Origin of the sequence: Sphingomonas turrisvirgatae (assembly GCF_001721295.1) — a bacterium.
Lineage (GTDB): Bacteria > Pseudomonadota > Alphaproteobacteria > Sphingomonadales > Sphingomonadaceae > Sphingomonas > Sphingomonas turrisvirgatae.
Window position 1 is genome coordinate 73,936 of record NZ_MDDS01000003.1, and the last position, 21,022, is coordinate 94,957.

Genomic DNA, 21,022 nt, shown 5'->3' on the forward strand with positions numbered 1-21,022 from the left:
TGCGCTTGCCGTATGCATCGGTTAATGCCGATGCATGAACCAGGCTGATGCTCTCGATGTGCTGGCCGCGCTGGCGAACCAGACGCGACTGTCGACCTTCCGCCATCTGGTCCGGCACGAGCCGGAAGGGCTTTCCACGGGCGAGCTCGCCGACATGCTCTCGCTCACGCAGAGCACCTTCTCCACCCATCTCGCGGTTCTCGCCAAGGCGGGGCTGGTCCGATCCGACAGGCAGGGGCGCCGCATGGTCCAGCGCGCCAACCTCGACGCGCTGCGCGACCTGATGACCTTCCTGGCCAAAGACTGCTGCCAGGGCCGCGCCGAGCTGTGCGAGCCGCTGATCGCCGAACTCACCTGCTGCTGAGGAACCGTGATGGCCGTGGACGTCGTCATCTACCACAACCCAGAATGCGGCACATCGCGCAACACGCTCGCGATGATCCGCAACGCCGGCATCGAGCCGCACGTGATCGAGTATCTGAAGACACCGCCAGCACGCCCGCTGCTGATCCAGCTGATCGAGCGCGCGGGGATCACCGCCCGCCAGCTCCTGCGCGAGAAGGGCACGCCGTATGACGAGCTCGGCCTCGATGACGAGACGCTGAGCGACGCGGCGCTCGTCGACGCGATGATGGCGCACCCGATCCTGATCAACCGGCCGCTGGTCGTCACGCCGCTCGGGGTGCGGCTGTGCCGCCCGTCCGAGGCGGTGCTCGACATTCTGCCCGAGCCGCAGCAGGCAGCCTTCGCCAAGGAGGACGGCGAGCAGGTCGTGGACGCCGCCGGCCGGCGCGTGCGCTGATGAGCACGTTCGAGCGCTATCTGTCGCTCTGGGTCGCGCTGTGCATCGTCGCCGGCATCGCGCTCGGACAGGCGATCCCGCAAGTCTTCGCGGCCATCGCCGCGGCCGAGGTCGCGCGGGTCAACCTCGTCGTGGCGGCGCTCATCTGGCTGATGATCATCCCCATGCTGCTGAAGATCGACTTCGGCGCGCTCGGCTCGGTCCGTCAGCACTGGAAGGGCGTAGGTGTCACGCTGTTCGTGAACTGGGCGGTGAAGCCGTTCTCGATGGCGGCGCTGGGAACGGTGTTCCTCGGCTGGCTGTTCGCGCCGATGCTGCCCGCCGGCGAGATCCCATCCTACATCGCGGGCCTGATCTTGCTGGCCGCGGCGCCGTGCACCGCCATGGTGTTCGTCTGGTCCAACCTGTGCGAGGGCGAGCCGACCTACACGCTGAGCCAGGTGGCGCTCAACGACCTGCTCATGGTGTTCCTGTTCGCACCGCTGGTCGCGCTGCTGCTGGGCGTCGCCTCGGTGACGGTGCCGTGGAACACGCTGCTGCTGTCCGTCGTGCTCTACATCGTTGTGCCGGTCATCGCAGCGCAGATCATCCGCCGGGCGCTGCTGGCGACAGGCGACCAGCCCGCGCTGGATCAACTCCTGAGCAGGCTCGGCCCCGTGTCGCTCGTCGCGCTGCTCGCGACGCTGGTGCTGCTGTTCGGCTTCCAGGGCGAGCAGATCGTCACGCAGCCGCTCGTCATCGCGCTGATCGCGGTGCCGATCCTCATCCAAGTTTACCTCAACGCCGGCATCGCCTACTGGCTGTCCAAGCGGCTGGGCGTTGCCTGGTGCGTCGCCGCCCCCGCTGCGCTCATCGGCGCGTCCAACTTCTTCGAGCTCGCGGTGGCCGCCGCCATTTCGCTGTTCGGCCTAAAGAGCGGCGCAGCCTTGGCGACAGTGGTCGGCGTGCTCGTCGAGGTGCCCGTCATGCTGAGCGTCGTCGCCATCGTTAGGCGCACGCGCGCCTGGTATGAAGGCGCCCCTGCATGAGCCGTACGACCTTCGCACCACTGGCAGGCGGGGCACGCGACATCCTGAAGCTGGCGCTGGACGCCGCCGCTCTTCCGACTAACGACCTCGACCACCCAGGCCGCACCTTTTTCGAGCTGTCCGACGACAAGGGGCCGATCGGGTTCATCGGCATCGAGGGCGACGGACCGGATCGCCTGCTCCGCTCGCTCGTGGTGCTGCCGAGCCGCAAGCGCCAAGGACATGGTGGGCTTCTCGTGGCTCATGCCGAGGCGGTCGCGCGCCGGGAAGGTGTCGAGCGCCTGCACCTGCTCACGACGAGTGTCGCCGGGTTCTTCCGCGGGCGCGGCTATCGCGACGGCGAACGCACCACGGCCCCGGCTGCAATCACCGGCACCGCGCAGCTCTCGTCGCTGTGCCCAGCGAGCGCCTCATATCTCGTCAAGGAACTCGCATGAGCCGCCTCCGCCAGCTGCACGACGTGGACGTCCTGCCGGCGCTCGATCGCCACTTCGTGATCCACCGGCCCGCCGCGGGCCTCGGCGACGACCAACCGCCGCCCCGCATCCTGCTTCTGTATGGCTCACTCCGGCAGCGGTCGTTCTCGCGCCTGGCGACCGAGGAAGCTGCGCGGCTGCTTCAGCTGTTCGGCGCCGAGACCCGCATCTTCGATCCGTCGGACCTGCCGCTGCCCGACCAAGTAACCGGTGACGATCATCCGGCCGTCCACGAGCTGCGCGAACACGCGCTATGGTCCGAGGGCATGGTCTGGTGCAGCCCGGAACGCCACGGCCAGATCACCGGCATCATGAAGGCGCAGATCGACCACCTGCCGCTCGAGATGAAGGGCATGCGTCCGACCCAGGGCCGCACGCTCGCGGTCATGCAGGTGTCTGGCGGATCGCAGTCGTTCAACGCCGTCAACACGCTGCGGCTGCTCGGCCGCTGGATGCGGATGTTCACCATCCCCAACCAGTCCTCGGTCGCGATGGCCTACAAGGAATTTGACGAGGCCGGGCGCATGAAGCCGTCCAGCTACTACGACCGCATCGTCGACGTGATGGAGGAGCTGGTCCGCATCACGGTGCTGATGCGGCCGCACGCGGCCCAGCTCGTCGACAGGTATTCGGAGCGCAAGGCGGCCGGCCAGAAGGCCGCAGCCGAAGACCCTTCCGCCATCGCGATCAAGGGGAAGGCCTAGGCCAGCGTGGTGGACGCCGACCGCGCCGGAACGAAACCTGGCGGCTTCCGGATCGCCGCCGCCCCTTGACCCTGTAGGGGCTAGAGGGTGCAAGAAGCGAGCGACTCGCAAGAAGCCCTACCATGTCCCGACACGTCGCCGTCATGCTCTACCGCTGGTTCACCTGCCTCGCCGCGACCCTGCTGCTCTCAGGTGCGTGGGCGGCGTCTGCGAGCGCCCAGTCGCGCGACGCGGACGTGCAGACCACCTGGCGGCTGCTCGACTATGTGGCGGTCGACTATCCCGAGGCCGTCTCGGGCGGGCAGGTCAGGAACGCCGCTGAATACGCCGAGATGGGAGATTTCGCGGCGCAGATCGAGGCGCGGGTCGCCGGCCTGCCACCAACTGCCACCAAGCCCGACCTGGTCCGTCGCTCGCAGGCGCTGAGACGCACGATCGCTGGCAAGGCGCCAGCCGACGCGGTCGCAGTCCAGGCCAAGGGTCTCGGGCAGGCGTTGCTCGCCGCATACCCGGTCCCGCTGGCACCGGCCACGCCGCCGGATGTCACGCGGGGGCGGACACTCTATGCGCAGAACTGCGCGTCTTGCCACGGCGCAACGGGAGACGGACGCGGACCGCAGGCCCCCCGCCTCGATCCACCGCCGATCGCGTTCACAGACAAAGGCCGTGCCGACCAGCGCAGCCTCTTCGGCCTCTACCAGGTGATCTCCCAAGGCCTTGAGGGCACCGCCATGCCGAGCTTCGCCGGCCTGCCGGAGGCCGACCGCTGGGCGCTCGCGTTCGAGGCGGGCGGCTTCGCCTACCCCGATGCGCTCGCACGCGAAGGCGAACGGCTCTGGCGCAGTGATGCCTCGATCCGCGCGCGGCTGCCGAATCTCGCCGCCCTCGTCGGCATCACGCCCGCCGCCCTGTCGACCGAGCTCGGGCCGGAGAAGGCAGCGGCCGTCACGGCGTTCCTGCGCCGGCACCCCGACGCCGTGACGAGCCGCCCGGACGGCTCACTGGCGCTCACCCGGGAACGCCTGGACGCCAGCCTGGCCGCATACCGCCGAGGCGACCGCAGGGCGGCCGCCGACCTGGCGCTCTCAGCCTATCTCGACGGGTTCGAACCGGTGGAGCCTGTCCTCGCCGCACGCGACGCGGCCCTGATGGCGCGCATCGAGACGGCGATGGGACGCCTGCGCGCTGCGATCGGCACCGGCAGGCCGGTCGCCGAAGTGGAAGCGGCCAACCACGAGCTCGCCTCGCTGTTCGGCGAGGCCGAGGACGCACTCGCGCCCGAGCGCGCCAGCAGCGCGTCGAGCTTCCTCGGCGCCTTCGGCGTCCTGCTGCGCGAGGGGCTTGAGGCGCTGCTGATCGTCGTGGCCATGATCGCGTTCCTGCGCAAGACGGACCGGCAGTCGGTCCTGCCGCTCGTCCACGCCGGGTGGATGACCGCGCTCGCCGCGGGCGTCGCGACCTGGTTCGTCGCCACCCACCTCATCAGCGTGAGCGGCGCGTCGCGCGAGCTGACCGAGGGCTTCGGCTCGCTGTTCGCCGCCGTCATCCTGCTGATGGTCGGCATCTGGATGCACGGAAAGAGCAGCGCCGAGGCATGGCAGCGCTACGTGCGGGAGCGGGTCACCGCCGCACTGACCAGGCGTTCCGGCTGGTTCCTGTTCCTGCTGGCGTTCGTTGTCGTCTACCGTGAGGTGTTCGAGACCATCCTGTTCTACGCCGCACTCTGGGCCGAGGGGAACGGCGGCGCGATGCTCGCGGGCGCCGGGACCGCCATCGCGCTCCTGGCGGTCATCGCATGGGTGATGCTCCGCTTCAGCGCCCGGCTGCCGATCTCGCGCTTCTTCGGGTGGAGCTCGGCGCTAATCGCGGTGCTCGCGGTGGTGCTCGCCGGCAAGGGCATCTCAGGCCTGCAGGAGGCGGGCATCATCGGTGTCGCGCCCATAGAGAACGTCCCGCGCATCGAGATGCTGGGACTGTATCCGACCGTCGAGACGCTCGGGGCGCAGGTGTGCGCAGTGCTCGCACTGGTCTGGGGCTTCCGGCGGAGCGGCCGCGCCCGGCCGGCAGCCTCAGAGCGGGCGCTACCAGCCGAATAGCCGCACAGTGGCGAGGACGCCCGCAGCGCCCAGGCAGGCGAGCGACGGCAGCACGGTCATCGCCATGCCCAGCGCCCGCGCTCCCGCTCCCCCTGCATAGCGGCGGTAGAACAGCACGCGCCCCACGGCGAACAGCAGGCCGGACGCGGGAAGAAGGGCGAGCACGGCACCGTCCGCGACCGAAGCGAGGACCAGCTGGCACCAGACGCCGACGAAGGCCTGCTCGATCGTGTTCTGGAGGAACGCGGCCTTGACCGCGAGGACGGGACTGGGCGGCCCCGCCGCCGCCCCGCCGATGTCGGCCGCGGACTCGTAGCGTCCCTTCGACACCAGCCGGATCGCCACGACCAAGCAGAGCAGGTGCGGGACGCCCGCCTGGACCCCGAACGCCAGCCGCTCTGCAAGCCCGCCGGGCATCGGGATCAGCTGCGGCAGGAAGACGACCGAGGCTGCGCATACCGCCGACGTCAACAGGAACGCCGTCGCGGCACCCCGCCTGACGAGCCGCTGCTCGGCCGCGATGTCCATGACCGTTCCTCCCACGTCAGCCGGGTCGCAGACCCTCCAGCAGAGTGATGCTGCCCGTGATCGTATGGATGCGGTCGACCTCGCGCACCTTCTCGAAGCCCGCCTCGCGGATCAGGTCCGGAAGGATGCCGTCCGCATTCGGCTGCGTGTCCTCCACCCCGTCGAGCCGCTGGATGGTGAGCCGGAACAACAGGCGCATCAGCCCGCGCTGCCGCCCATAGTCAGCGATCAGCACCCTGCCGCCAGGACGGAGCGCCGCATAGATGGCGGCCATGCCGGCGCGCTTCTCGACCAGAGGCATCTGGTGGAAGACGAGGCTCGACACGACCGCGTCCGCGGGGCCCGTCACGTCGCGCGCGAACCCCTTGCGCCATTCGATCTCAACGCCGGCATCGGCGGCCTTACGCCGAGCGATGGCGAGCGCCTCGTCGTCCGGATCGATCCCGATCACGGTGGAGGCGGGTGCAGCCGACTTCAGCATCACGACGAAGCTGCCCGTGCCGCACCCCACGTCGGCGATCGTCTCGCCGGGTGCCGGCTCGAGCGCCGCCAACATCGCCTGACGCCAGCGCATCTCGCGCGTCCAGCGACGGATCGCCCGGTCGTAGTCGGCCGTGTCGCCGGTGCCGAGCGGGGGCGTGTAGGTCTGCGCAGTCACCTCCGGCCTCTCGGCTTACGCTCGGCCATCTCGCGCCGTGCGTCGCGGATGATGTCATACGCGGAGTGGAGGAAGATCACCGCGATGACGCCCGCCACCACCAGGTCCGGCCAGGCGCTGCCGGTCCACGCGACCAGCGCCGCGGCGGCGATCACCGCCACGTTCGCCAGCGCGTCGTTGCGCGAGAACAGCCAGATGGCGCGTGCGTTCGCGTCGCCGCTCCCGCGGAACCGCGCCAGCACCAGCGCGGCCGCTACGTTCACGACCAGGGCGACGACCCCGATGCCGCCCATCAGGTCGGCCTCGGGCGGGACGGCGTTGAACGCGCGCCAGATCGCCGACACGAGGACGCCGGCCCCGAGGACGCCGAGGAAGACGCCCTGCACGAGGGCGGTGCGGCTGCGGGCGGCCGCCGACCACGCGAGCGCCAGCAGTCCGACCAGCGTGATCGAGCCGTCGCCGAGGAAGTCGAGCGAGTCGGCCTTCAGCGCCTGCGATCCGGCGACGAAGCCGCCGACCAGCTCGCACGCGCCGAAGCCAAGGTTCAGCACGACGACGATCCACAAGGCGCGTCGATAGGCGGGGTCCACACCGGCCCGGGCCGTGTCGGCCTCGCATCCGCAGTCGCTCATCGTCAGCCTCCAAAAGCGAGTCGCGACCCATGTGCACCCTGTAGCCGCTACAGGGTCAACCCGCCCGGATCACGAAGGCCCCAGCGCCTCGATAATGCGGCATTCGGATATCGCTCCCTGGCCGCACTGGTCGATCATCCCGCTCAGCTCCTTCCGCAACGAACGCAGGTCGGCGATCTTCTGGTCGACCTGCGCCAGATGCTCGCGGGCGACAACGTCCACCGCCTTGCACGACCTGTCCCGATCGTCGGCCAGCGAGAGCAGCTCCCGCACCTGGTCGAGGGTGAAACCGAGGTCGCGCGCCCTACGCACGAAGGAAAGGCGGGCGAGCTGGTCTGGCCCATAGTCGCGGTAGTTGCCGTCGGTTCGGGCGGGCTCCGGCAGCAGCCCGATCCGCTCGTAGAAGCGGATGGTCTCCACCTTCGTGGCGGTGGCCCGCGCGAGCTCGCCGATCTTCACCCGAACTTCCCCTTGACCCTGCAGCAGCTACAGGGTGCATCTACCCCTCCACGTCGAGTCGCACGAGGTGGAAAATGGCTTGCAGCAGCATTATTTCGGGCAGGCGGCCTTCCTCGGCGAGGACCGCATGAAGCCTTCGCACCCATCATCATCGATCCCCCACCTGGTCGATGCCGAACTGGCGCGCCACCGCGCCGCAGCCCGCGTCGGGGACGTTGGCGGCGCATGGTGGGCGCTCGAGCGTGCCCACATCCTGTCACAGCCCAGGCTGCCGCTGCACCTACGCGTGCACTGGAGCATGCTCATTTACGCGCTTCGTCTGCATGATCTGCGCGAAGTTGCCGGCCAAGTGGCGCGTCTCGCCCTCGCACCCCTCGCTGCGATGACGGGGCGCGTCCCCGTCGGCAACACAGGGCGGTCGAACGTGAGCGCCTTCCGCCCCATGCCGATCCCGGACGATCTCCGCTCGGTTATGGACGGCGGCCCCAGGTAATGCGCCCGTCGCTGACACGCGGCGAGGCCCGTGCTACGAACCGCCCGATGGCCCGGCTGTTCAGCCTGTTCGCGATGCTCGCACTCTCACTGTCGCTGACGGTGGGATCGGTCGCGCACGCGCAATCCTCCATCGCTTGCGCCGAGATCGCCCAGGCCGTCGACGGCGATGCGGACGCGAGTGGCGACCAGATGCCCGGCGGCTGCAAGAAGGGCTGCCTCCACCACGCGAGCTGCCACGGGCACCACGTCATGGTGACGTCCGGCGACACCGCCGGCAGGTCGACGGCCATCGCCGAGGCGCAGCCCTTCCCCCGGTCCGAGGCGGCACTCGCGGGCGCATCGACGGACCCGGCGCTCCGCCCTCCGCAGGCCTGACGCGAACCGGCTCACACCGGACCTTTCGAGCGTCAGGAGAAGTGGAAAATGCATCGAATGCTCGCGGCCGCCCTGGCCGCAACCGTCTGCGCATCATCGACGCAGGCGCAGACCGGCCCCACGGCGGCCGTGCAGGACGGGCTCACGCTCGATCAGGCACTCGAACTCGCCGAAGCGAACGCTCCGGGCGTCGGCGCGGCCGATGCGGGCGTCCGGGCCGCCGAGGCGCAGCGCCGCGTCGCCGGACTGCGCCCCAACCCGTCGGTCAACGTCGAGGTGGAGAACGTCGTAGGAACGGGCGAATACAGCGGCATCCGCGGCGCCGAGACCACGGTCGGCATGTCGCTGCCCATCGAGTTTGGCGGCAAGCGCTCGGCGCGGATCGCCGTGGCAGACACGCAGACTGCCCGGGCGCGGCTGGCGGTGGTGGCGGCCCGTGCCGACCTTCGGCTTCGCGTGACCCAGCTCTACAACGAGGCGGTGGCTTCCGAACGCCGGCTGCTGATCGCGCGGGATCAGCTAGGCATCGCCACGGAGGGACTGAGAGCGGCGAACGTGCGCGTGCGCGCGGGCCGGGCATCGCCGCTGGAGGAGCAGCGGGCCGACGTCGCCCGCATCAACGCGACCACAGGACTGTCGCAGGCCGAACGGGCCACCGTGCTCGCACGCGCCAACCTCGCCCGCCTGATCGGACGAGACCCCGGCGCGTTTGACCTCGCCTGGCTGGACAGGGTCGGTGCCGGTGCCGGTCCACGCCTGGCGGCGAACGCCGAGGGCACGCTTGCGCTCGCCGCAGCCGAGGCCGAGGTCGCCACCGCAAATGCACAGGTGCGGCTCGCCCGCAGCCAGCGCGTTCCAGACCTGACGCTGAGCGCCGGGGCTCGTCGGCTTGAGGCCACTAACGACGTCGCGGCGGTCTTCGGCGTCAGCCTGCCGATCCCACTGTTCAACAACGGCCGCGCCAGCATCGACGCCGCCCGAGCCCAGAGCGACCAGGCCGTGGCGCTGCGGCGCGTCGCGCTGCTGGACGCGCAGCAGGCGATCGCCACGGCGGAGACCGACCTAGCCAACGCGGAGGCGAACGCGCGCGCGGCGAACGGACCGGCGCTCGCCGCGGCTCAGGAGGCCGCCCGCGTCGCCCGCATCGGCTACCGCGAGGGCAAGTTCGGCCAGCTGGACCTGCTCGAGGCCGAACGCACGCTCGCCCAGACCCGCTCGGCCGCCATCGACGCGCTCGCCGCCTATCACGACGCCAAGGCACGCCTGGAGCGACTCACCGCCCGCGCGCCCGCCAACACGGAAGCCCAGCCATGAAGAAGACCATACTGCGGGCGCTCGTCCCCGCGACCTTCGCACTGACGCTCGCCGGCTGTGGCGGCGGCGCCGAAGCGCCTGCCGAGAACGCCGCCAACGAGCACGCGTCCGAGGAAGGCCACGCCGAGGAAGGCGTGGTCACGCTCACTCAGCAGCAGATCACCGAAGCAGGCATAGAGGTCGTCCGGCCTACGATCGGCGGCGTCGCGGGCGCCATCGAGGTGAGCGCCACCATCGAGGGCGATCCCCAGGGCGTGCAGGTCGCGTCCGCCGCGATCGCCGGGCGGCTCGTGTCGCTGACCAGGAACCTCGGTCAGCCGGTAGGACGCGGCGACGTGCTCGCCGTGATCGAGAGCCGCGAGGCGGCGTCGCTGAAGGGCGAGATCGAGGCGGCGCGCGCCCGCGCGGCGCTGGCACAGTCCAACCTCCGCCGCGAGCAGCGCCTGTTCGCCGAGCGCGTCTCGCCCGAGCAGGACCTGATCGCCGCCCGCACCGCCGCGACCGAGGCCAACATCGCCCTGCGGCTCGCGCAGCAGCAGCTCGCCGCGACCGGCGGCGGCGGCGGGGCGCTCAACCGCGTCACCGTGCGCTCGCCCATCTCCGGGCAGGTCATCGCCCGGTCCGCGACCCTTGGCCAGACGGTCGCCGCCGACGCGGAGCTGTTCCGCATCGCCAACCTCTCGAAGGTCTCGGTCGCTATGTCGCTGCTTCCGGCCGACGCCGGACGCGTGCAGCCTGGCGCCCAGGTCGAGGTCGCGGGCCCGGGGCGCCGGCAGGCGGCACGGGTCACGTTCGTGTCGCCGGTCCTCGACGAGACCACCCGGCTGGTGCCGGTCATCGCGACCCTCGACAACGGCGGCAACACCTGGCGCGTGGGCGAGACCGTCAACGCGTCGATCATCGTGCCGGCAGGCGGCGACCGCACCGTCGCGGTGCCGTCGGCGGCCGTCCAGATGATCGAGGACAAGCCGCACGTCTTCGTGCGCACCGCGACGGGCTTCAAGGCCGTGCCGGTGACGCTGGGCCGGCGCAACGGCGGCCAAGTCGTCGTCACGGCCGGTCTCAACGGTGGCGAACGCATCGCGTCCACCAACTCCTTCACCCTCAAGGCCGAGCTCGGAAAGGGCGAAGCCGAGCACGAGGACTGACCCGTGATCGCCCGCATCGTCACCTTCTCGGTGGAGCGGCGCTGGTTCGTCCTGCTGCTCACCGCCGTCGCCGCCATCGCCGGCATCTTCGCGCTCCAGCGGCTGCCGATCGACGCCGTCCCCGACATCACCAACAACCAAGTCCAGATCAACGTCGTCGCACCCGCGCTCTCACCCGACCAGGTCGAGAAGCAGGTCGCCTTCACCGTCGAGACCGCGCTCGCCGGCATCCCCGGCCTCGAATACACCCGCTCGCTCAGCCGTAACGGCTTCGCCCAGATCACGGCGGTGTTCGACGAGGGCACCGACATCTACTTCGCGCGCCAGCAGGTGTCCGAACGCCTGCGCACCGCCGAGGAGGACCTGCCCGACGGCGTGAACCCCGAGATGGGGCCGATCGCCACCGGCCTCGGCGACATCTTCATGTGGACGGTCGAATACCGCGAGCTGGACAAGGTCAACCACAAGAGCGGCGAACCCGGACTGCAGCCCGACGGCAGCTACATCAGCCCCGAAGGAGACCATCTGGTCAGCGAGGCGGACAAGGCCACCTACCTGCGCACGGTCCAGGACTGGATCGTGTCGCCGCAGCTGAAGGGCACCCCGGGGCTCGCCGGGATCGACTCGCTCGGCGGCTACACCAAGGAATACCTGGTGGTGCCCGACGTGCAGCGCATGGCGGCGATGCGGATCACGCTCCAGGATCTCGCCACCGCGCTCGAGCGCAACAACACCAGCGTCGGCGCGGGCGTCGTCAACCGGAACGGCGAGGGCCTGTCCGTCCGCGCCGACGGGCGCGTCCGGAACGCCGACGAGCTCGCCCGCACGGTCATCGCGACCCGCGAGGGCGTGCCGATCGTCCTCAGCCAGGTCGCTGCCGTCCGCACCGGTCAGGGTCTGCGCATGGGATCGGCTTCGGAGAACGGCCGCGAAGTCGTCGTCGGCACGGCAGTCATGCGGATCGGCGAGAACAGCCGCACCGTGTCCACCGGCGTGTCCGAGAGGCTCGAACAGATCGGTCCGTCGCTTCCGGTCGATGTCATCGTCAAGCCGGTGCTCAACCGGACCGAACTGGTGAACTCGACGATCGTCACCGTGTCGCGCAACCTGGCCGAGGGCGCACTGCTCGTCATCGTCGTCCTGTTCGCGCTGCTCGGCAACTTCAGGGCGGCGCTGATCGCCGCCATGGTGATCCCCATCACGATGCTGCTCACCAGCATCGGCATGCTGCAGGCCGGGGTCTCGGCCAACCTGATGAGCCTCGGCGCACTCGACTTCGGGCTGATCGTCGACGGCGCCGTCATCATCGTCGAGAACTCGCTGCGGCGGCTCGGCGAGGCTCAGTACGGTCGGGACGATCCGCTGCCGCTGAAAGACCGCCTAGGCATCGTCGCGGCGTCCGCCCGCGAGATGATCCGGCCCTCCGTCTACGGCCAGGCTATCATCATCCTCGTGTACGCGCCGCTGCTGACCTTCACCGGCGTCGAGGGGAAGATGTTCGAACCGATGGCGCTGACGGTGATCATCGCCCTCGTGTTCGCCTTCATCCTGTCGCTGACGTTCGTCCCTGCCGCCATCGCTATCTGGCTGTCGAAACGGGTGGAGGAGAAGGAGAGCCGCGCCATCGCATGGCTGCGCCGCCGCTACGAGCCGGGCCTCGACAAGGCCATGCGCCGCCACAGCGCCACGTTGGGCGTCGCCGTCGGATCGCTCGCGCTCGCCGCCGCGGCGTTCACGACCCTCGGCCAGGAATTCCTGCCGCAGCTCGACGAGGGGAACGTGCTGGTCCAGGCGATCCGGATCCCCGGCACGTCTGTGGACCAGAGCCAGGCCATGCAGGCGCAGGTCGAGAAGGCTATCACGAGGGAGCCGGAGGTGCAGTTCGCCTTCTCGCGGACGGGAACGTCGGAGATCGCGTCCGATCCGATGCCGGCGAGCATCAGCGACACGTTCGTGATCATGAAGCCCCGAAACCAGTGGCCGGACCCAAACCTCGACAAGGCGGAGTTCGTCGAGCGGCTGGAGAAGCGACTGTCCGGGCTCCCCGGCAACGCGTATGAAATCACCCAGCCCATCCAGATGCGCTTCAACGAGCTGATCGCCGGCGTGCGCGGGGACGTGGCGGTCAAGGTGTTCGGCGACGACTTCGCCCAGATGAACGCCACTGCCGAGCAGATCGCCGACATACTGCGTCGGACGCGGGGCGCCACCGACGTCCGCGTCGAGCAGACCGAGGGGCTTCCCATGCTCGACATCCGACCGAACAGGACGGCCATGTCGCGGGTGGGCGTGACGGCCGGCGACGTGCAGGACACCGTCGCGGCCGCCATCGGCGGACGCGAGGCCGGCGTGATCTTCGAGGGGGACCGGCGATTCCCCGTCGTGATCCGTCTGCCCGAAGCCGCGCGTTCCGATCTGACCGCCGTCGCCCAGGTGCCGGTGCCGACGCCCGAAGGCGGGTTCGTGCCGCTGTCGACCGTCGCGGACATCGGCATCGTCGATGGACCGAACCAGATCAGCCGAGAGAACGGTAAGCGGCGCGTCGTGGTGCAGGCGAACGTGCGCGGGCGGGACGTCGCGGGCGTGGTCGCGGACGCGCAGCAGGCGATCGCCTCCGGCGTGAAGATGCCGCCCGGCACGTATCTAGAATGGGGCGGCCAGTTCGAGAACCTCGCGTCGGCGCGGGACCGGCTGCTGATCGTCGTGCCGATCTGCTTCGCGGTCATCATGCTGCTGCTCTACGGGGCGCTCGGATCGGTGCGGGACGCGCTGATCGTCTTCACCGGCGTGCCGCTGGCCCTGGTCGGTGGGATCCTCGCACTGCTGCTCCGGGGCATGCCGTTCTCCATCTCCGCAGCGGTCGGATTCATCGCGCTGTCCGGCGTCGCGGTGCTCAACGGACTGGTGATGCTGTCGGCGATCCAGGACCTGATGTCCCGAGGCCTCGACCGGGCCGCGGCCGCCCGCGAGGGCGCGCTGGCGCGCCTGCGGCCCGTCGCGATGACGGCGCTCGTCGCGTCGCTCGGCTTCGTGCCGATGGCGCTCGGGCACGGTGCCGGCGCGGAGGTGCAGAAGCCGCTGGCGACGGTCGTCATCGGCGGGCTGATCTCGGCCACGCTGCTGACGCTGTTCGTGCTGCCGACGCTCTACGCCCGCTTCGGCCAGCGGCGGATCGAGGCGGGCGCGACGGACGCGACCACCGACATCGAAGGATCGCAGACGCATGGCGCATGATCACGGAGCCGGCGGTCACTCCCACGACCACACCGCCGGCGCGAACGCGAGGATGCTCGGCTGGGCGCTCGCCCTCACGTCCACCTACCTGGTGGCGGAGGTCATCGGCGGCTTCGTCTTCAACAGCCTCGCGCTGCTGTCCGACGCGGCCCACATGCTCACCGACGTCGCCGCGCTTGTGATCGCGCTGATCGCCATCCGGATCGGGCAGCGCCCGCCCGACGACAAGCGCACGTTCGGCTATCGGCGCTTCGAGATCTTGGCAGCCGCCTTCAACGCCGTCCTGTTGTTCGGCATCGCGATCTACGTCTTCGTCGAGGCGATCCAGCGCTTCACCGATCCAGAGCCGGTGCAGTCGTGGGGCATGCTGATCGTGGCCGCGATCGGCCTCGTCGTGAACCTGATCTCGATGCGGCTGCTGACCGCCGGCAAGGACGGCAGCTTCAACGTAAAGGGCGCCTATCTCGAGGTGTGGGCGGACATGATCGGGTCGGTCGGCGTCATCGTCGGCGCGCTCGCCATCAAGTTCACCGGCTGGACGTGGATCGACCCGATCGTCGCCGTGGCGATCGGCCTGTGGGTGCTGCCGCGGACCTGGCTCCTGCTGCGCGACACGACGAACGTGCTTCTCGAGGGCGTGCCGTCGGGCCTGCGGCTGGTCGAGGTGCGGGCGGCGGTCTCGGCCGTCCCCGGCGTCGCGGGGCTCAACGACCTGCACGTCTGGTCGATGTCCAACGACGACGTCAGCTGCACGATGCACGTCACGCTGGCAGCCGGCGCCGATGCCAACACCGTCCGCAAGGCGGTCGCCGGGCTGATCGACGAGCGGTTCGGCATCGAGCACGCGACGATCCAGACCGAGGGACCGGGCGAGGCGTGCGAGGAGAGCGGGCAGCTCCATAGCTGACGACGGGAAGCCGCCGGCGGCGCGGCGAGCGCCGGGCCGGTGGGACGGACGAGGACGACGCCGAACTCCGCGTCCGCCTTGAGGCGCGCCAGCAGACGGCGCAGATTGCGCGGGAGATGGGAAGGACGATCGACGGCCTGCGAGGCCGGGCGCAGGTGCTGGGGCTCACCCTTACGCCGTCGCAGCGGCCGTGGCGGTCGTATCCGCGGCGCAGGTGATCACGGCTCGAAGGCGGTGATGATCGGGCAGGCCCCGGCGGAGCCGCCGGCACAGGCGTCGGCCAGCCGCGCCAGCGCCGCACGGGCGCCCTGGAGTTCCGCGATCCGGGCATCGAGCGCGGCCACCCGGGAGCGTGCCAGCTCACGAGCCCGAGCCCTGTCATCGATCGCGTCCAGCTCGAGAAGCTCGCCGATCTCGTCCAAGGTGAACCCGGCGCCCTGTGCCGAGCGGATGAAGCGCAGGCGCCGGACATCGGGCTCGCCGTAGCTGCGGAAGCCACCGCCGCCCGGCCGTTCGGGTTCGCGCAGCAGACCCCGCCGCTGATAGTAGCGCACCGTCTCCACGCCCACCCCGCCGGCCTTCGCCAGCCTCGCGATCGTCATCCTCGACATAGGCTCTTGACTCCGGACCATACTACGGACCCCATATGGGCCGGGTGCCGTTGAACCGCAAACGAGGAGCGCACCCGTGTCGACCCGTCCCACCGCCGTCCTTCACCGCATGGTGATGCCCGAACACACCTGTCCCTACGGGCTCAAGGCGCTGGACCTGCTTCGGCGCAAGGGCTTCGAGGTCGAGGACCATCACCTCACCACGCGCGCCGAGACCGACGCCTTCAAGGCCGAGCACGGCGTGAAGACCACGCCGCAGGTGTTCATCGGCGGCGAGCGCATCGGCGGATACGACGATCTGCGGCGGCACTTCGGGTTGCACGTCGCCGAACCCGGCGCCGCCAGCTACCGCCCGGTCATCGCGCTCTTCGCCATGACCGCGCTGCTCGCGCTGGCGGCGAGCCATGCGGCGTTCGGCACTCCTTTCACGCTCCATGCGCTGCAGTGGTTCGGCGGGTTCAGCATGGCCATCCTGGCGCTGCTCAAGCTGCAGGACGTCGAGAAGTTCTCGACCATGTTCCTCAACTACGACCTGCTCGCCAAGCGCTGGGTCCGCTACGGCTACGTCTACCCCTTCGCCGAGGGTCTGGCCGGCGTCCTCATGGTGGCCGGCGCACTGAACTGGCTTTCGATCCCGATCGCGCTGTTCATCGGCACGGTCGGCGCCGTCTCCGTCTTCAAGGCGGTCTACATCGACAAGCGCGAGCTCAAGTGCGCGTGCGTCGGCGGCAGCTCGAACGTGCCGCTCGGCTTCGTCAGCCTGACCGAGAACCTCGGCATGATCGCAATGGCGGTCTGGATGCTGACCGGCATGGGCGGAATGTGAGGACCGTGCGGGCAGCCGTCGCGCAGCTGCCCGCACCGTCATCCAGCCGCCGCGACCGGTTCCAGCGTGCCAAGCCACGCGACGAGCGCCAGCACCGCGATCCCCAGCGCGGCCTCGAAAGCCAGGCTCAGCCGCAACGCGCCGATCTCACGTCGCGCCGCCCCCGATGACGCGACCGAGCCAAGGGCCGGGGTCAGCCGAAACCTGTTCAAAGATGCCAGCCCCACCATCGCGGCGAACGCGCCCAGCTTGGCAAGCAGCAGCTGGCCGTAAAGCGTGAAGGGCAGGCTGGGCATACCGTCGGGCCCTATGATCAGCCAGCCGTTCACGACCCCCGTGACGACGATGATCGCCACCGCCGCCGTGCCCGCGCGCGCGAAGCCGTGAAGCGCGCGCCAGGACAGATCGAGATGCCCGGCGTCGATCCTTGCCGCCGGTCTGGCGACGAGCAGGACGAGACCGAGAAGCGACCCCATCCAGAGCGCGGCCGCGAGCAGGTGGAGTATGTCCGCGCCCAGGTGCAGAAGGCCGAGCGCGCCCTCGCTCATCGCGCCGTGTCCGCCCCAGGCAAGCGTGGCGACCGCCAGCCCGAAGGCGATCGCCGACGCCGCGATGCGCGTCGGTGGGGGCTCCGCGCCGCGGATGGTCGATGCCGATCCGACCGCCAGGACGAGCGCGACCATCCGGATCGTCCAGGCGGCGCCATAGGGCGTCTCGTCGACGATCATCGTCAGAGTCTCGCGGTCGACCTGCGCCAGGGTCGTGCCCGCCATCGCCGCCGTCATGACGAGCAGGCCGCCTGCGGAAAGCACGAGACCAAGGCACCCGCACGCGACAAGCACCGCGCGCAGCGGCATGACCCTGGCGGTGCCGGCCGGCGCGGTCAGCGCGAAAGCTGCCAGGCCGCAGGCTAGCATCAGGTCGAGGTAGAGCGCGAACCGGATGGCGATTCCCGCCCAGTCCATCGTCAGGCGACCTTGAAGGCGTAGCTGCCCTTCACCCGGTGGGTATCGGCCGAGACGCCGTGCCAGTCGAGGCGGTAGGTGCCCTTGGGCAGCGGCTTCGCCAGCGTGAGGATCATCGTCTTGCGATCAGGGCTGACGGCCATCTTGGCAGGCATCTTCATCGGCGGGTGCGAGTCCATCCCGGGCATGCCCGTCATCACGATGTCCGCGCCCGAGAGCTTGGGCAGCAGCGCCTCGGTGAAGGTCACCTGGACCCGCGCCGTCGGTGCGACCGTGGCGTTCGGCGCCGGATTGGCCGAGACCAGCTTGGGGTGGGCCATGGCAGGTGCCGCGATCGCCATGAGGGCGGCAGCGGCGACGACAGCTTGGAAACGCATCTTCGACTCCATCGTGAGATCAGGGATCATCGAGGAATACGCGCCGCGCCGCTCGGACCCTCGCGGACGTCGGTGCACTTCTCGACTGCGCGCACCGGCGAGGGCTGCTAGCAACTAACCCGTATTAGGGGGAATGGAGAACCACATGGACTTCGATCTCGATGCCGCACTCCGTCGGGTCGCCGACGACGAGCATCCCGGGCTGAGCTCGATCGACGCGGCCGTGTTCAATCGCGTGCGGGCCAACCGGACGAGCGCGCGGACCGGCATCGGCGCCGTCGCCTTCGCCGCCGTCGGTGCGATCGTGCTGGGCACGATGACTGCCGGCCCCGCGGCCTCGCCCGCGAGCGCCGCCCCCATCGATCCCTTCGGCGTGGCGGGTCCACTCGCACCGTCGACGCTGCTGCTCACCGAGCGATGACGCGCGGACGCTGGACCGCGCTGGTCGCGGTCGTCGCCTTCCTCGCCGCGATCGGCGGCGTGTTCGTCGGCCGCGTGCTCATCCCGGCGCGGCATGCGCAGGCGTCGGAACTGCACGCCCTGCTGCACCATGACCTCAAGCTCGATGCCAGTCAGGAAGCCAGCATCGAGCAGCTCGAGCGCGAGTTCGCGGGCAAGCGCAAGTCGCTGGAGGCGGAGCTGCGCGCCGACAACGCGCGGCTCGCCGCCGCCATCGAGGCCGAGCACGGGAATGGCCCCAAGGTAGCCGCGGCCGTGGACGCGTCGCACCGCGCCATGGGCGAGCTGCAGAAGGCGACGCTCACGCACGTGTTCGCCATGCGCGAAGTGCTGCGCCCCGAGCAGAGGGCGGCATTCGACCGCGCGGTCACCAAGTCGCTGACCACCGGCGACCGGTGAGGGCCGATCTGGCGGCACTCGCCGATGGCGACCTCGCAAGCCGTTCGGCTGCCGGGGACGACGAGGCGTTCGCCGAGATCATGCGAAGGCACCGCCAGCGGGTCTACCGCCTTATCCTCGCCAACGTCGCCGACGCGGACGAGGCGCTGGACCTCGTGCAGGAGACGTTCGTATCGGCCCACGGCGCGCTCCGCCGGTTCGATCCGAACCGGCCCATGTCGGCGTGGCTCGCGCGCATCGCGCTCAACAAGTCGCGCGACTGGGCCCGCCGGCGCGCGGTCAGGCGTATGCTCGGCCTGGCCACGCCCGTCGAGGAGATCGCCGAGCTGCATGCCGACGACCAGCCCCTGCAGGACGTGCAGGCGTCCGACCGAGCCGAGCTCGACCGGCTGGCCCGAGCCGTGGCGCAGCTGCCGTCGTCACAGCGAGAGCCGCTCGTGCTCTGCGCGGTCGATGGGCTCAGCCAGGCCGAGGCGGGCGAGGTGCTCGCGATCAGCGAGAAGGCCGTCGAGACGCGCATCCGGCGGGCCCGGCTGACCCTGGCGCAGCTGCTCGGCCGGAACTGACGCCTGCACGTCCACCCGAACCGGATGGTCGCCAATTCCGGCGGCGAGGGCTGACACCGCACGAGCCGTATGCGCTCCCATGGGGGATGCGCAGCGACCGAAAGACGAAGGACGGGAAGGCCGGCGGGACGGCTGCCTTCACGGTGAAGCCGGTGCCGGTGCCTTCGGTTGGATGGACGCGATGCGATGCGTGCTCGCCACCGCGGTCGCGTTCGCGCACGCATGGTATCTGCTCATCGAGGATTTTCGGCAGCCCGCGTCCGTGCCCGCGACCGCCGGGTATCTTCTCGCAGGCTATTCGCACGCATGCGTCATCCTCTTCTTTGTCCTGAGCGGCTTCTGGATCACGCGCAGCGTGAGCCGGCGGCTCGATCGCGGCTGGCGCTGGCAGCCCTATCTGATCGACCGCCTCTCGCGCCTCGGCATCGTGCTGGTGCCCGCGCTGGCGCTCGGCGGTATGCTCGACTGGATAGGGCTCGACCTTCTCGGCTCGACCACCCACCGCGGCCTAACCGACACATACGTCATGCGGCCGGACCTCGCCGACACGCTGAGCTGGCGGACGCTGCTCGGCAACCTCCTCTTCCTGCAGACCATCCTGGTGGCGCCGTTCGGCAGCAACGGGCCGCTCTGGAGCCTGGCGTTCGAGTTCTGGTTCTACATCTGGTGTCCCGCGCTGGCGGTCAGCCTGCGCTCGCGCCGGCCCTCGCCACTGCTGATCACCGCCGGCCTGATCGCGTTCAACCCACATCTGGCGATCAGCTTCGGCTGCTGGCTCTGCGGCACGCTGCTCCATTGGGCGAACGGTGAGCGCGATGCGAAGGCGCCCCCGCCGCGCGGCTGGCTGGTCCTTTCCGCGCTGATGTTCGCCGTGATGCTCGTCGTCGTGCGGCTACGCGGGCTGGACGGCCTGGAGCTGCCGCTCGCCGCGGCGTTCGCGGTCCTTCTCCACACGCTGATGCGCGTCGATCCGGCCCTGCCTGCATGGGCCCGGCCGTTGGCGTCCTACGGTTCGAAGGCGAGCTTCTCGCTCTACGCGGTCCACTTCCCGCTGCTCGCGCTGATGGCCGGCATCGTCATAAACGAGCAGCGCCTGCCACCAACGACCGTCGGTATGGCCATGGTGGCTGCCGCCGTCTCGATCACCGTCGCGTTCTGCTGGGCGTTCGCCTGGTGCACCGAGCGCCACACCGGTCGTCTCCGCGACGCGCTGTCGCGCATGTCCCGGCAGCGAGCCGATTACAGTTCCGCTAGGGAATGAGCGAGCGCCCGCCATTGCTGGATTGCGCGTTGTGGCTGCCACGCCTTCGCACTAAAACGTGCGGCATGTCCGGATCACACCCGTTCCGCATGCTTGCCTTGGCGCTCATCGGCGTCATGCTCGTCGTGCGCGCGGGCCCCGCGTGTGCGGGGATGCTCCAGCCAATCCCGCTCGTCGCGCAAGCGCGCGCCGATGCGAACATGGATTGCCATGGCATGCCTGGGCCCCATGAACGCAGCAAGGACGGCGATCACAAGAACGTCCAGGCGACGTGCGGCGCCGCCTGCGTGGCCGTGCCTCCTATGTCACCTTCACCTCAGGCTTCGGCGTCGAAGCCTTCGGCAGCGTCGGGAACCGGTGGGCTGGTGATGGCCGGCATGAACCTTGCGCCGATCCCGCCCCCTCCTCGAGCGTGACCCGCCGACTTCGCACACGAACATCAAGTTTGAGGAATATCACATGAACACGTTGAAGATCATGGGCGCCGCGTTGGCGCTGACCATCTCGGGCGCTGCGGCCGCAGCCACCGCCGACTGCTGCAAGGACATGACCTGCTGCAAGGAAGGCGCGGACTGCTGCAAGGAGAAGGACGGCAAGAAGTCGGACTGCTGCCACGACATGAAGAAGGGCGGCGATCACGCCGGCCATGACATGTCGGGCACCCTGAAGAAGTGATCGGGGCGGGGGCGGCCATGCCGCCCC

The 21,022-nt window shown here is 69.9% G+C and carries 26 protein-coding genes; 18 read left to right on the forward strand and 8 right to left on the reverse strand.

Annotated features, from left to right (window positions below; translation table 11 throughout):
* The first annotated feature begins 34 nt into the window (after nt 1-34).
* From BFL28_RS00365 to BFL28_RS00390, 6 genes are all read left to right on the forward strand, one after another.
* A complete protein-coding gene (locus tag BFL28_RS00365) occupies nt 35-364 on the forward strand; it encodes an ArsR/SmtB family transcription factor (protein WP_069318658.1) in 330 nt (109 codons plus the stop codon).
* A gap of 9 nt (nt 365-373) precedes the next feature.
* Nucleotides 374-802, forward strand: coding sequence for an arsenate reductase (glutaredoxin) (gene arsC / locus BFL28_RS00370; RefSeq protein ID WP_069318659.1), 429 nt, complete (start codon nt 374-376; stop codon nt 800-802).
* On the forward strand, nt 802-1,830 hold the full coding sequence (gene arsB / locus BFL28_RS00375) for an ACR3 family arsenite efflux transporter (RefSeq protein WP_069318660.1): 1,029 nt from the start codon (nt 802-804) through the stop codon (nt 1,828-1,830). The genes arsC and arsB overlap by 1 nt, the downstream gene beginning before the upstream one ends.
* The gene (gene arsN2, locus BFL28_RS00380) at nt 1,827-2,267 is read left to right on the forward strand and encodes an arsenic resistance N-acetyltransferase ArsN2 (RefSeq protein WP_069318661.1); all 441 of its coding nucleotides are present in this window, start codon (nt 1,827-1,829) and stop codon (nt 2,265-2,267) included. The genes arsB and arsN2 overlap by 4 nt, the downstream gene beginning before the upstream one ends.
* Nucleotides 2,264-3,010, forward strand: coding sequence for an arsenical resistance protein ArsH (gene arsH, locus BFL28_RS00385; RefSeq protein ID WP_069318662.1), 747 nt, complete (start codon nt 2,264-2,266; stop codon nt 3,008-3,010). The genes arsN2 and arsH overlap by 4 nt, the downstream gene beginning before the upstream one ends.
* Nucleotides 3,011-3,132: 122 nt before the next feature.
* The gene (locus tag BFL28_RS00390) at nt 3,133-5,106 is read left to right on the forward strand and encodes a cytochrome c/FTR1 family iron permease (protein ID WP_079246834.1); all 1,974 of its coding nucleotides are present in this window, start codon (nt 3,133-3,135) and stop codon (nt 5,104-5,106) included.
* Here BFL28_RS00390 and BFL28_RS00395 read toward each other — a convergent pair.
* The 4 genes from BFL28_RS00395 to BFL28_RS00410 all read right to left on the reverse strand — a co-directional run bounded on the left by BFL28_RS00395 (nt 5,092) and on the right by BFL28_RS00410 (nt 7,383).
* Nucleotides 5,092-5,649 carry an MAPEG family protein gene (locus BFL28_RS00395; protein WP_079246835.1) on the reverse strand — a complete coding sequence of 186 codons (558 nt, stop codon included), beginning with the start codon at nt 5,647-5,649 and terminating at the stop codon, nt 5,092-5,094. The two genes, BFL28_RS00390 and BFL28_RS00395, sit on opposite strands and share 15 nt — an antisense overlap.
* A 1-nt stretch (nt 5,650) precedes the next feature.
* Nucleotides 5,651-6,292 (reverse strand): class I SAM-dependent methyltransferase, encoded by a 642-nt coding sequence (locus tag BFL28_RS00400; RefSeq protein WP_069318664.1) that lies wholly within the window; start codon nt 6,290-6,292, stop codon nt 5,651-5,653.
* Nucleotides 6,289-6,924, reverse strand: coding sequence for a cation diffusion facilitator family transporter (locus tag BFL28_RS00405; RefSeq protein ID WP_069318665.1), 636 nt, complete (start codon nt 6,922-6,924; stop codon nt 6,289-6,291). The genes BFL28_RS00400 and BFL28_RS00405 overlap by 4 nt, the downstream gene beginning before the upstream one ends.
* 69 nt (nt 6,925-6,993) lie before the next feature.
* On the reverse strand, nt 6,994-7,383 hold the full coding sequence (locus tag BFL28_RS00410) for a MerR family transcriptional regulator (protein ID WP_079246836.1): 390 nt from the start codon (nt 7,381-7,383) through the stop codon (nt 6,994-6,996).
* A 34-nt stretch (nt 7,384-7,417) separates the two neighbouring features.
* Here BFL28_RS00410 and BFL28_RS00415 point away from each other — a divergent pair, with 34 nt between their 5' ends.
* Genes BFL28_RS00415 through BFL28_RS00440 form a run of 6 tightly spaced genes read left to right on the forward strand, consistent with a single transcriptional unit; the run spans nt 7,418 to nt 14,856 of the window.
* Complete coding sequence (locus tag BFL28_RS00415) at nt 7,418-7,876, forward strand: DUF3703 domain-containing protein (protein ID WP_241212525.1); 459 nt, start codon at nt 7,418-7,420, stop codon at nt 7,874-7,876.
* 47 nt (nt 7,877-7,923) lie between these two features.
* The gene (locus BFL28_RS00420; protein ID WP_131818557.1) at nt 7,924-8,253 is read left to right on the forward strand and encodes a hypothetical protein; all 330 of its coding nucleotides are present in this window, start codon (nt 7,924-7,926) and stop codon (nt 8,251-8,253) included.
* 48 nt (nt 8,254-8,301) lie between these two features.
* The gene (locus BFL28_RS00425) at nt 8,302-9,567 is read left to right on the forward strand and encodes a TolC family protein (RefSeq protein ID WP_069318668.1); all 1,266 of its coding nucleotides are present in this window, start codon (nt 8,302-8,304) and stop codon (nt 9,565-9,567) included.
* On the forward strand, nt 9,564-10,715 hold the full coding sequence (locus BFL28_RS00430; protein WP_069318669.1) for an efflux RND transporter periplasmic adaptor subunit: 1,152 nt from the start codon (nt 9,564-9,566) through the stop codon (nt 10,713-10,715). Before BFL28_RS00425 ends, BFL28_RS00430 begins: the two co-directional genes overlap by 4 nt.
* Nucleotides 10,716-10,718: 3 nt before the next feature.
* On the forward strand, nt 10,719-13,949 hold the full coding sequence (locus BFL28_RS00435; RefSeq protein ID WP_069318670.1) for an efflux RND transporter permease subunit: 3,231 nt from the start codon (nt 10,719-10,721) through the stop codon (nt 13,947-13,949).
* Nucleotides 13,939-14,856, forward strand: coding sequence for a cation diffusion facilitator family transporter (locus BFL28_RS00440; RefSeq protein WP_069318671.1), 918 nt, complete (start codon nt 13,939-13,941; stop codon nt 14,854-14,856). Before BFL28_RS00435 ends, BFL28_RS00440 begins: the two co-directional genes overlap by 11 nt.
* 218 nt (nt 14,857-15,074) lie before the next feature.
* Here BFL28_RS00440 and BFL28_RS00445 read toward each other — a convergent pair whose 3' ends face one another.
* Nucleotides 15,075-15,467, reverse strand: a complete 393-nt coding sequence (locus BFL28_RS00445) for a MerR family transcriptional regulator (protein WP_079246837.1) — start codon at nt 15,465-15,467, stop codon at nt 15,075-15,077.
* Between the two features lie 109 nt (nt 15,468-15,576).
* Between BFL28_RS00445 and BFL28_RS00450 the strand changes: the two genes are divergently transcribed.
* The gene (locus tag BFL28_RS00450) at nt 15,577-16,293 is read left to right on the forward strand and encodes a glutaredoxin family protein (protein ID WP_069318673.1); all 717 of its coding nucleotides are present in this window, start codon (nt 15,577-15,579) and stop codon (nt 16,291-16,293) included.
* Nucleotides 16,294-16,331: 38 nt separating this feature from the next.
* Here the strand turns inward: BFL28_RS00450 and copD are convergent, their stop codons facing one another.
* Both copD and copC read right to left on the reverse strand, forming a co-directional pair.
* Entirely contained in the window at nt 16,332-17,258 is a 927-nt protein-coding gene (copD, locus tag BFL28_RS00455) for a copper homeostasis membrane protein CopD (RefSeq protein ID WP_069318674.1), read from the reverse strand.
* 2 nt (nt 17,259-17,260) lie between these two features.
* Nucleotides 17,261-17,635, reverse strand: coding sequence for a copper homeostasis periplasmic binding protein CopC (gene copC / locus BFL28_RS00460; protein ID WP_069318734.1), 375 nt, complete (start codon nt 17,633-17,635; stop codon nt 17,261-17,263).
* Nucleotides 17,636-17,780: 145 nt separating this feature from the next.
* Between copC and BFL28_RS00465 the strand changes: the two genes are divergently transcribed.
* The 4 genes from BFL28_RS00465 (at nt 17,781) to BFL28_RS00480 (ending at nt 20,320) form a co-directional block, all read left to right on the forward strand.
* Complete coding sequence (locus BFL28_RS00465) at nt 17,781-18,056, forward strand: hypothetical protein (protein WP_069318675.1); 276 nt, start codon at nt 17,781-17,783, stop codon at nt 18,054-18,056.
* A complete protein-coding gene (locus BFL28_RS00470; protein ID WP_069318676.1) occupies nt 18,053-18,493 on the forward strand; it encodes a periplasmic heavy metal sensor in 441 nt (146 codons plus the stop codon). Before BFL28_RS00465 ends, BFL28_RS00470 begins: the two co-directional genes overlap by 4 nt.
* Nucleotides 18,490-19,059, forward strand: coding sequence for an RNA polymerase sigma factor (locus BFL28_RS00475; RefSeq protein ID WP_069318677.1), 570 nt, complete (start codon nt 18,490-18,492; stop codon nt 19,057-19,059). The genes BFL28_RS00470 and BFL28_RS00475 overlap by 4 nt, the downstream gene beginning before the upstream one ends.
* Before the next feature lie 79 nt (nt 19,060-19,138).
* A complete protein-coding gene (locus tag BFL28_RS00480) occupies nt 19,139-20,320 on the forward strand; it encodes an acyltransferase family protein (RefSeq protein ID WP_079246838.1) in 1,182 nt (393 codons plus the stop codon).
* A 74-nt stretch (nt 20,321-20,394) separates the two neighbouring features.
* Here BFL28_RS00480 and BFL28_RS20625 read toward each other — a convergent pair whose 3' ends face one another.
* Nucleotides 20,395-20,574, reverse strand: coding sequence for a hypothetical protein (locus BFL28_RS20625; RefSeq protein ID WP_131818558.1), 180 nt, complete (start codon nt 20,572-20,574; stop codon nt 20,395-20,397).
* A gap of 205 nt (nt 20,575-20,779) precedes the next feature.
* On the opposite strand from BFL28_RS20625, the gene BFL28_RS00485 reads away from it, so the two are divergent.
* On the forward strand, nt 20,780-20,995 hold the full coding sequence (locus BFL28_RS00485) for a hypothetical protein (protein ID WP_069318679.1): 216 nt from the start codon (nt 20,780-20,782) through the stop codon (nt 20,993-20,995).
* Nucleotides 20,996-21,022 lie beyond the last annotated feature (27 nt).